Origin of the sequence: Citrobacter sp. wls757, assembly GCF_005280935.1 — a bacterium.
Lineage (GTDB): Bacteria > Pseudomonadota > Gammaproteobacteria > Enterobacterales > Enterobacteriaceae > Citrobacter > Citrobacter portucalensis.
On record NZ_SZWU01000063.1, the window covers coordinates 1 to 10,719 of the forward strand.

Annotated in this window: 8 protein-coding genes and 2 pseudogenes; 3 read left to right on the plus strand and 7 right to left on the minus strand. The window is 54.2% G+C overall.

Annotation, left to right across the window (positions count from 1 at the left end):
* Positions 1–193, minus strand: a pseudogene (locus tag FDW94_RS18265) (DNA utilization protein GntX); the annotation flags it as partial.
* Between the two features lie 37 nt (positions 194–230).
* Between FDW94_RS18265 and bioH the strand changes: the two are divergent.
* Entirely contained in the window at positions 231–1,001 is a 771-nt protein-coding gene (bioH, locus tag FDW94_RS18270; protein WP_137378055.1) for a pimeloyl-ACP methyl ester esterase BioH, read from the plus strand.
* A gap of 44 nt (positions 1,002–1,045) precedes the next feature.
* Here bioH and FDW94_RS18275 read toward each other — a convergent pair.
* The 6 genes and pseudogenes from FDW94_RS18275 to greB all read right to left on the minus strand — a co-directional run.
* A pseudogene (locus FDW94_RS18275) lies at positions 1,046–1,549 on the minus strand (Rpn family recombination-promoting nuclease/putative transposase); the annotation flags it as partial.
* 233 nt (positions 1,550–1,782) lie between these two features.
* Positions 1,783–2,019 (minus strand): [Fe-S]-dependent transcriptional repressor FeoC, encoded by a 237-nt coding sequence (gene feoC, locus FDW94_RS18280; protein WP_003023516.1) that lies wholly within the window; start codon positions 2,017–2,019, stop codon positions 1,783–1,785.
* 11 nt (positions 2,020–2,030) lie between these two features.
* Positions 2,031–4,349, minus strand: a complete 2,319-nt coding sequence (feoB, locus tag FDW94_RS18285) for a Fe(2+) transporter permease subunit FeoB (protein WP_008786334.1) — start codon at positions 4,347–4,349, stop codon at positions 2,031–2,033.
* Positions 4,350–4,367: 18 nt separating this feature from the next.
* Positions 4,368–4,595, minus strand: coding sequence for a ferrous iron transporter A (gene feoA / locus FDW94_RS18290; RefSeq protein WP_003023519.1), 228 nt, complete (start codon positions 4,593–4,595; stop codon positions 4,368–4,370).
* A 432-nt stretch (positions 4,596–5,027) separates the two neighbouring features.
* Positions 5,028–7,361, minus strand: a complete 2,334-nt coding sequence (locus tag FDW94_RS18295) for a Tex family protein (RefSeq protein WP_137378056.1) — start codon at positions 7,359–7,361, stop codon at positions 5,028–5,030.
* 98 nt (positions 7,362–7,459) lie between these two features.
* Entirely contained in the window at positions 7,460–7,933 is a 474-nt protein-coding gene (gene greB, locus FDW94_RS18300; RefSeq protein WP_003023524.1) for a transcription elongation factor GreB, read from the minus strand.
* 225 nt (positions 7,934–8,158) lie between these two features.
* Between greB and ompR the strand changes: the two genes are divergently transcribed.
* Both ompR and envZ read left to right on the plus strand, forming a co-directional pair.
* Positions 8,159–8,878, plus strand: coding sequence for a two-component system response regulator OmpR (gene ompR, locus FDW94_RS18305; protein WP_001157751.1), 720 nt, complete (start codon positions 8,159–8,161; stop codon positions 8,876–8,878).
* Positions 8,875–10,227, plus strand: a complete 1,353-nt coding sequence (envZ, locus tag FDW94_RS18310) for a two-component system sensor histidine kinase EnvZ (RefSeq protein ID WP_003827658.1) — start codon at positions 8,875–8,877, stop codon at positions 10,225–10,227. Before ompR ends, envZ begins: the two co-directional genes overlap by 4 nt.
* The last annotated feature ends 492 nt before the right edge of the window (positions 10,228–10,719 follow it).

Sequence of the window (10,719 nt, forward strand, 5' to 3'; positions counted from 1 at the left end):
CCAGCCGCTGCCACGGCGGCGGTTTTTGCAGGCAGCGCCCACAGGGAATGACGGTATGAGCGGCAGGGAGTCCACATTGAGGGCACAGGCTGGCGTGTTGACGCGTTGCCCGCGTACAGACTGAGCAGATCCCCCAATGCCCTAACGTCAGGGGCATTCGGCATAGCCAGCACAATCCCGGTACTGTTAGCATAGATGCATCCTTTCAGGCTAAAAGAGAACAATAACTGATGAATGACATCTGGTGGCAGACCCAGGGTTCGGGAAATTGCCATCTTGTGCTGCTGCACGGATGGGGACTGAATGCGCAAGTGTGGCATTGCATAAGCGAGGAACTGAGCTCGCATTTTACGCTGCATCTTGTCGACTTACCGGGATTTGGTCGTAGCCAGGGTTTCGGTGCAATGTCACTGGAAGAGATGGCTGAGCGGGTATTGAAACAGGCACCGGAGAAAGCTATCTGGCTCGGCTGGAGTCTGGGCGGGCTGGTCGCGAGTCAGGTGGCGTTAACGCATCCTGAGCGTGTTCAGACGCTGGTGACCGTCGCGTCTTCCCCTTGCTTTAGCGCGCGGGATGAGTGGCCGGGAATCAAGCCAGAGGTGCTGGCAGGCTTCCAGCAGCAGCTGAGCGAAGATTTCCAGCGTACGGTGGAGCGTTTTCTGGCATTGCAAACGATGGGCACAGAAACTGCGCGTCAGGATGCGCGAGCGCTGAAGAAAACGGTACTGGCTTTACCCATGCCGGACGTCGAGGTGCTCAATGGTGGACTTGAGATCCTGAAAACGGTCGATCTGCGAGAACCGCTGTGCGCGGTGGAAATGCCTTTCCTGCGGTTGTACGGCAATCTTGACGGGCTGGTGCCGCGCAAAGTCGTCCCGATGCTGGATGCCCTGTGGCCGCAGAGCGAGTCTTTGGTGTTTGCCAAAGCGGCGCATGCGCCGTTTATCTCGCATCCCGCCGAATTCTGTGCAGCGCTTGTGGCGTTAAAACAGAAACTATAAATTTGATGTGTTGCCCGGTGGTGCCATGCTCGCCGGGCCTGAGATTAATGGCTGCGCGTAGCCAGATCCTCAGCGGTCAGGCCAGTAATTCTGAAGATGGTTAGTGGGTCTATACCATCAGCCTGCATGGTTGATGCAATACGTAATGCTTCCTCTCGTTTGCCTTGTTGCAGACCCGTTTGTAACCCTTCTTGCAACCCTTTCCTATGGCCTTCCTGAAGACCATTAAGGTGCCCTTCCTGTCGTAATCTTTCGGCGATAGTCATCAACTTGTCCTTATGTTGGGGTAAACGTTCGGCGACTTCATGAAGAAACTCGCCAAAGTGTGTGGTGTTACCAGCCTGCATTAAATAATTAAACAAGGCTTTCAACTGGTTGTCATTAGCGTGTCCTTTAACAAGCAGGATGGCCAGTTTTTCTACCAGCCCCATCAAATCGCGTTTACGAATATGCTTTTGGATGAGCTCCAACAGCGCCATCCGGCGATGCTGCATAATCTCGTCATCGGGCACAACGGTGATATCGATCAGTGGAAACGCGGTGCTATACCTGAGAAAAAAGATGACGAGACTCTACTTCCCAGGTTACCAGTAATCATCCACGAATTAATAACGATGCGTGGCTGGCTGGAGGATAGATCTTTTTTGCTGAAATAATGAAATCTGTGTGGAATCCATTACGCAAAAAAGCCGGAAATCAGCGTAAACGCGCTATCCGGCCTGGACGTTTGCATCATTTGTAGGCCGGATAAGCGTAGCGCCATCCGGCAAAGAGCATCTGATTAGCGTAAAGCCCACCACTCGCGCAGGCAGGCTTTACCTTCCGGGCAACTTTTGCAGCTTCCGGAAAGACACCCGTCGGCATCTTCCTGAATCCGCACCGCTTTGCCCATCTTTTCTAACTGATTCAGCATGGCGTCAATCATGGGTTGCGGGGTATGCAGCGTGTGGCTAATTTGTGTCGCCTCCATGCGCCCCCGCAAAGCCAGTAAATCACGAACCTGAATAAGCGATGCCATTGTCGATAACCTTAGTGGCAATCGCCAGTCGTGCTGGAACAGCAGGAACTCGCCGTTCTGTTGGTTGCCAGCAGTGCGAGGTCCACGCGGCTGCGAGCTCGACGCAGCAGGCCCAGCAACACGATGTTAAACAGGATGACCGCTAAAATGCACACCAGGCTGTAGGTCGGGTGCTCTTTGTAGCTGACCGTCTGATAAAACAGCGTCGACAGAGAGTAGGCGATATTCAGGCCCCACAGAATCGAGAAGCTCATCCAGCCACGGCTGGATTCACGTGCGATAGCGCCCATCACTGAAATGCACGGTACATACAGCAGAACAAAGATCAGGTAGCTGTACGCGGCGGCGGCGCTGCCAAATTTCTCGCCCATCACGCCCATTGCACCGGTAGCCATTTCACCGTCGCCCTTGCTGGCTTCGATAGGGTTAGCCAGCACGCTCAGGCTGAAAGTGTCTTTCAGGCTTTGCCAGGTTTCATCTACCGCGCTGAGCAGCTCATCACCGAGGTGGAAATCTGCCGGGTTGAACTCTTCTTCCTGAATGTTTTCTGCGGTATAGAGCGTGTTCAGCGTACCGACAACCACTTCTTTCGCCATCGCGCCGGTGAACAGACCTACGGTTGCCTGCCAATTATCTTCGTGAACACCAATCGGTTTGAAGACTGGGGTAATGACGCGGCTAACGGAGGCCAGAGCAGAGTCGTTGATGTTGTCGACGATTTTCCCGCTCAGTGAGAAGCTGTTAAACGCACTGAGGAAAATGCTGACGATGATGATGACTTTACCTGCACGCAGAACGAAGCCTTTCAGACGTTGCCAGGTTTGAATGATCAGACTCTTAATGTGCGGCACGTGATATACCGGCAGCTCCATCACGAACGGCGTTGCTTCGCCACGCATGATGGTGTGTTTGAGCATCAGGCCGGTCAACACCGCCATGACGATACCCAGTACGTACAGCGAGAAGACCGCCAGCGCGCCGTTCTGACCAAAGAACGCGGCGGCAAAGACGGCGAAAATCGCCAGACGTGCACCACAGGACATAAACGGCGCCATCATGATGGTCATCAAACGCTCACGCGGGGCATCCAGCGTACGTGCGCCCATTACAGACGGTACGTTACAGCCAAAGCCGACGATCAGCGGGACAAACGATTTGCCCGGCAGTCCCAGCGCCTGCATCAAACGGTCCATCACAAACGCGGCGCGCGCCATGTAGCCGGAGTCTTCAAGGAAGGAGAGGAACAGGTACATCATGCCGATTTGCGGTACCAGCGGCAGCACGGTGTTAATCCCGCCGCCAAGGCCCTGGGCCAGGAAGATGGTCAGCCAGTCCGGGAAATGCAGCGTATAGCCAATCCACTGAATACCATGGATAAAGAGTGCCACGGAGCCAACATCAAACAACGGCTGCAGCGCGCCGCCAATGTTGATGGCAAGCAGGAACATCAGGTACATCACGAACAGGAAAATCGGCAGACCGAGGAAGCGGTTGAGGATAATTTTATCTACCGCGGTGGTGAAACGGCTCGGCTCTGCCGTCAGGGTATTACTGACGGTATCGCAGATAGCGGCAATGCACTGGTAACGTGCATCGGCAATATGTAGCGCCGGGTCGTCCATTGTCTCACTCAGGCGAGCAACAGCGGCATCAAGGTTTTGTGCAGCATCACCGGCGTAAGCACGGCTGTAGATATCGCCTTCGAGCATCTGCAGGCCTAGCCAGCGGCGCTGTTTAAGCGGCATATCTTTGGCCATTGCGTCGGCGAGGGAATCAGCTTCTTGCAGCAGCGGCTGGGCATAATGGACCAGCTCAACGGTGTCGTTTTCTTTGTAGCGATCGATCGCCAGCTTCAGTGCTTCAATGCCGCGGGCGCGGGTGGATACCAGTGGAACCACCGGACAGCCAAGACGAGCGGAGAGGGCGTCGATATCGATACGGATTTGCTGTTTCTCAGCAATATCCAGCATGTTCAGTGCGACGATACAGGGAATACCCAGCTCAAGCAGTTGCAACGTCAGGTAGAGGTTGCGTTCAAGGTTTGAAGCATCGACCACGTTGATCAAGAGATCCGCGTCGCCGCTTAAAATATAGTGGCAGGCAATCTGCTCATCGAGAGAGGTTTGCGATGAGATTGTCGTCAGAGAATAGGTGCCGGGTAAATCGACCAGCGTGACCTGGTGGTCCGTCGTGGCGAAATGGCCTTCTTTACGCTCAACGGTAACGCCAGCCCAGTTGCCTACACGCTGGCGCGCGCCGGTGAGCTGGTTGAATAAAGTTGTCTTGCCGGAATTAGGATTACCAATTAAACCAATGGTTAGTTTTTTCATTTTTATAGACTCACTGTATTAACAGGAAACCGCTTCCACTTCTAATAACGCCAGATCCTTCTTACGCAATACCAGACTTACGCGACGCGTTTCGATATGGATAGGATCGCCGAGCGGGGCGACGCGTACCACGTTGAAGGATGAGCCGGGTAGCATGCCAAGTGACAACAGTTTCTGACGATAAGCCGGGCTGATTTCACGGGCAAAACCGGTAATTTTCCACGCACTGTCAGGAGTGAATTGCATAGGGACCTACTTATATCTCGCTAACTGGATGATAACCTCATGGGGCGACAGGGCGGCATGAGACCAGATGATTAGCCAACGTAAGGAAAGAGTAAATAATCAACAAATCAATGATAATGAGAATGGTTTCTATCATCAATAGAATAAATGTGACGGAATGTACAATTGGATAATAATTTGAGCCAATTTTGATATTCCTCAATATTTATTCTGGTTGGAAACGAGTGATTCGCGGAAGTAATTATTGAGATTCTTAATGTTTAATTAAGGTTTCATCTGTTAATGAAGTGATAAATATATTGTGGTGCAAAGCGGGGCATAGATTAAATATGCCGGATGGCGTCGCTCATGCGTCTTATCCGGCCTGCAAATTAATTGCGATAACCTGGCCGGACAGGGCGTTTACACCACCATCCGGCACAGGGTTTAAACTTAGCGTTTTTTACCCATTGCCGCAGCCAGCGCATCCATCATCGCGCTGTTGCCCGCAGGCTGTGCGTCACGGCCACGCGGTTTCGCGGCTTTTGGCGTCGGGCGATTACCCTGAGTGCGATCGTTATTCCCGCCGCCGCGACGCGCATTGGTTTCACCCGGCTGCTCGTCCAGACGCATGGTCAGCGCGATACGCTTACGTTGCAGGTCCACTTCCAGCACTTTCACCTTCACAATGTCGCCTGCTTTCACCACGGTGTGCGGATCTTCGACGAACTTATTCGACAGCGAAGAGATATGCACCAGACCATCCTGATGAACGCCGATATCAACAAACGCGCCGAAGTTGGTGACGTTGGTGACTGCCCCTTCCAGAATCATTCCCGGCAGCAGATCGTTCATGGTTTCTACACCATCGGCAAACTGCGCGGTTTTAAATTCAGGACGCGGATCGCGGCCCGGTTTTTCCAGCTCTTTGATGATGTCGGTGACGGTCGGCACCCCGAAGCGTTCGTCGGTAAAATCAGCGGCTTTCAGATTACGCAGTACGCTGCTGTTACCCATCAGGTCACGCAACGATTGCTCGGTGGCGGCCAGAATGCGTTCCACAACCGGATAAGCTTCCGGGTGAACGGTTGAGGCATCCAGCGGGTTATCGCCGTGGTTGATACGCAGGAAGCCCGCGCACTGTTCAAAGGCTTTAGGCCCAAGACGGCTGACTTTTAACAGTTGCTGACGGTTCTGGAATTGACCGTTCTCATCGCGCCAGGCAACGATATTCTGCGCCATCATGCGCGTCAGGCCGGCAACACGGGTCAGCAGTGGTACGGAGGCGGTATTCAGATCGACGCCGACGGCGTTCACACAGTCTTCCACTACCGCATCCAGCTTACGCGCCAGCTGGGTCTGGCTAACGTCGTGCTGATACTGGCCCACACCGATAGATTTCGGATCGATTTTCACCAGCTCAGCCAGCGGATCCTGCAGACGACGGGCGATAGACACCGCACCGCGCAGCGAAACGTCGAGGTCCGGGAACTCCAGCGCCGCCAGCTCGGAAGCAGAGTAAACCGATGCCCCAGCTTCACTGACGATCACTTTCTGTGCAGTCACTTGCGGGAATTGCTTCTGTACGTCGAGGAAGAAACGTTCGGTTTCGCGCGACGCCGTACCGTTACCAATCGCCACCAGCTCAACGTTGTGTTTTTCACACAGCGCCGCAACGGCAACGGCGGCTTTGGCGGCCTGGCCGGTATGCGGATAAATGGTATCGGTCGCGACCAGCTTGCCGGTACCGTCAACTACCGCCACTTTTACACCGGTACGCAGACCCGGATCGAGCCCCATGGTGGCGCGCAGTCCGGCCGGAGCGGCCATCAGCAGGTCATGCAGGTTACGGGCAAAGACGTTGATAGCTTCATCTTCCGCACGTTCGCGCACGGTACCCATCAGCTCCGTTTCGAGGTGCATCAGCACCTTGATGCGCCACGTCCAGCTAACCACGCCTTTACGCCAGCTGTCTGCTGGGGCGTTGTTCAGGCGTAGTCCCAGGTGATCCCGGATAATCTGCTCGCCGTGGCTCTCTTTTGGTGGCTCATCGAATTGCGGATCGGCATTCAGTGAAAGTTGCAACACGCCTTCGTTACGGCCACGGAACATGGCCAGCGCACGGTGGGATGGCACGGTAGAAATCGGTTCGTGGTGATCAAAGTAGTCGCGGAACTTAGCGCCTTCCTCTTCTTTACCGCTTACCACGGTGGCGACCAGGTGGGCGTTTTTCCACAAATAATCACGTACTTTCGCCAGCAGAGCAGCGTCTTCAGCGAAGCGCTCCATTAGAATGTAGCGCGCGCCGTCGAGGGCGGCTTTGGTATCCGCCACGCCGTTTTCGGCGTTGAGATATTTTGCGGCTTCCGTTTCCGGGTCGTGAGACGGTTCGTTCCACAACAGGTCTGCCAGCGGCTCCAGTCCGGCCTCAATGGCGATCTGCCCACGGGTGCGGCGCTTAGGTTTGTACGGCAGATAGAGGTCTTCGAGTTCGGTCTTACTTAACGTACCGTTGATCGCGTTCGCCAGATCGTCGGTCAGTTTGCCTTGCTCGCCGATAGATTTCAGGATTGCCTGACGGCGGTCTTCCAGTTCACGCAGATATCCCAGACGGGTTTCCAGATTACGCAGTTGCGTATCGTCCAGACCGCCGGTGATTTCCTTACGATATCGTGCGATAAACGGCACGGTGTTCCCTTCGTCAAGCAGGCGAACGGCAGCTTCTACCTGTTCAGCACGAGCCTGAATTTCACCTGCGATAATGCGGCAGAAAGAATCATTCATCATGGATAGCTTCGTCTATAGGATAAAAAATCAGGGGATAGTTATACGGATTGACTGGCAAAAATGCCAGCCATCTGCCGGGGCTTCGGATTGTTCCGGTCTCACTTCACGTATTCAATCTCATTCACGTACCAGCTGGCTTCGCCACCTGGGGTGTTTACTACTGCGAGATCGCCGACCTCTTTTTTCAATAGCGCCCGCGCCATTGGTGAGTCGATTGAGATGTAATCTTTACGACCGAAGATCTCATCGTAGCCAACAATACGGAATTTGCGGATGTCGCCATCGTCATTTTCAATCTCAACCCATGCGCCAAAGAAGACTTTGCCTTCCTGCTGTGGGGAGTAATCGACGATTTTTAGATTCTCCATGCACTTGGTCAAATAACGGACGCGGCGGTCGATCTCACGCAGGCGCTTTTTATTATACTGGTAGTCGGCATTTTCGCTGCGGTCACCCAGACTTGCGGCCCAGGTAACTTTTTTGGTGACTTCCGGGCGCTCTTCACGCCAGAGATAATTCAGCTCTTGTTTAAGTTTTTCATACCCTTCACGGGTTATCAGGGGCGTTTTCATCTTATTGTTTTACCTTCGACTCTGTGATGATGCGCACAATTAGTATTACGTGAGCATATCAACAGAATAAATAATGTATTGCGAGAAACATTGTATACTTAAGCTGCTGTTTAATATGCTTTGTAACAATTTAGCCTGGAATTCATACCAGAATTCGCTGGTGACTCACGTTAGCTTTCTTAAGAATATACACTTAATTGTTGCGAACCTTTGGGAGTAATAACAATGCAAGAGAACTATAAGATTCTGGTGGTCGATGACGACATGCGCTTGCGTGCGCTTCTGGAGCGTTATCTGACCGAGCAGGGCTTCCAGGTTCGAAGCGTCGCAAACGCTGAGCAGATGGATCGTCTGCTGACCCGTGAGTCCTTTCACCTGATGGTGCTGGATTTAATGCTGCCGGGAGAAGATGGCCTGTCTATTTGCCGTCGCCTGCGCAGCCAGAGCAACCCGATGCCGATCATTATGGTCACAGCGAAGGGTGAAGAAGTTGACCGTATCGTAGGGCTGGAAATCGGTGCCGACGATTACATCCCGAAACCGTTTAACCCGCGTGAGCTGCTGGCACGTATTCGTGCAGTCCTGCGTCGTCAGGCGAATGAACTGCCGGGCGCACCTTCTCAGGAAGAAGCGGTTATCGCTTTTGGTAAGTTCAAGCTGAACCTCGGTACGCGTGAAATGTTCCGCGAAGATGAGCCGATGCCGCTCACCAGTGGGGAGTTTGCGGTTCTGAAAGCGCTGGTAAGCCACCCGCGCGAGCCGCTGTCCCGCGACAAGCTGATGAACCTCGCCCGTGGTCGTGAATATTCTGCTATGGAACGTTCTATTGACGTCCAGATCTCCCGTCTGCGCCGCATGGTGGAAGAAGATCCGGCTCATCCACGCTACATTCAGACCGTATGGGGTCTGGGCTACGTCTTTGTTCCGGACGGTTCTAAAGCATGAGGCGAATGCGCTTCTCACCACGAAGTTCGTTTGCCCGCACGTTGTTGCTCATCGTCACCTTGCTGTTTGCCAGCCTGGTGACGACATACCTGGTAGTGCTGAACTTCGCGATTCTGCCGAGCCTCCAGCAGTTTAATAAGGTCCTGGCGTACGAAGTTCGTATGCTGATGACCGATAAACTGCAGCTGGAGGACGGTACGCAACTGGTGGTGCCGCCCGCATTCCGCCGGGAAATTTATCGTGAGCTGGGTATTTCTCTCTATTCCAACGAGGCCGCTGAAGAGGCCGGACTGCGTTGGGCGCAACACTATGAATTCTTAAGCCATCAGATGGCGCAGCAGCTGGGTGGCCCAACGGAAGTCCGCGTTGAGGTCAACAAAAGCTCGCCGGTCGTGTGGCTGAAAACCTGGCTGTCGCCCAATATCTGGGTACGCGTGCCGCTTACGGAAATTCATCAGGGCGATTTTTCACCACTGTTCCGCTATACGCTGGCGATTATGCTGCTGGCTATCGGTGGGGCGTGGCTGTTTATCCGTATCCAGAACCGGCCATTGGTGGATCTTGAACATGCGGCGCTGCAGGTGGGGAAAGGTATCATTCCGCCGCCGTTGCGTGAGTATGGCGCTTCAGAGGTGCGCTCCGTAACCCGAGCCTTTAACCATATGGCCGCGGGCGTGAAGCAGCTGGCCGATGACCGTACGCTGTTAATGGCGGGCGTGAGCCACGATTTACGTACCCCGCTTACGCGTATTCGTCTGGCGACGGAAATGATGGGCGAAGAGGACGGTTATCTTGCGGAGTCCATCAATAAGGACATCGAAGAGTGTAACGCCATCATCGAGCAGTTCATCGATTACCTGCGTACCGGTCAGGAGATGCCAATGGAGATGGCAGATCTGAACTCGGTGCTGGGTGAAGTGGTGGCGGCAGAAAGCGGCTACGAACGTGAAATCGAAACTGCGCTGCTGCCGGGCAGCATTCAGGTGAAGATGCACCCGCTGTCGATCAAGCGTGCGGTTGCCAATATGGTGGTTAATGCCGCCCGCTACGGCAACGGCTGGATTAAGGTCAGTAGCGGAATGGAGCAGCATCGCGCCTGGTTCCAGGTAGAAGATGATGGTCCGGGCATCAAGCCGGAGCAGCGTAAGCACCTGTTCCAGCCGTTTGTCCGCGGCGACAGCGCGCGCAGTACCAGCGGCACGGGCCTGGGTCTGGCGATTGTGCAGCGTATTATTGATAACCATAACGGTATGCTGGAGATTGGTACCAGTGAACGCGGTGGGTTGTCGATTCGTGCATGGCTTCCGGTTCCCTTCACTCGCGCGCCGGGCAACACGAAAGACGCATAACAAAGAGAGGCGAAATGCCTTAATGCTCGTCAGTTAAGCATGTATGGTGAACATGTGATTCTTGCTCAGGGTTCCGTTCACCTCAGCGATGTCATTTCTCTGAAGCGCTGATGCCCGTGAACGTGCAAGGAAGGCTCACCGCCGCCTCCCTTGCAACCCAGGCTCCCGGCGGGAAAATCGTCGCTGCGCGAGTTATTCGTCTTATTCCGTCTGCCTGTCGGGTCGGGGCCGAGCCTGCATCCATGCAGGCCATCCCCTCTGCCCGCATCCCTGCGGGCAGTCCCGGTCAGCCGTCAACGCCTCATCGATTTTCAGCCGGACCAGGGTGTCGCTTCAGCGCTCTGGCTTTCAGCTATATCCGTTTTGCTGTTCACAGGTATTCAAGTAAAAGCTCAGGTGGTCAGGTGTGGGCTGGTCCGGCTGAAAATGAAAATTGCCGACGTGTTTCCGTCAGGCCGGGAGGAATAAGCGGAGGGTATTGCGTAGCAACAA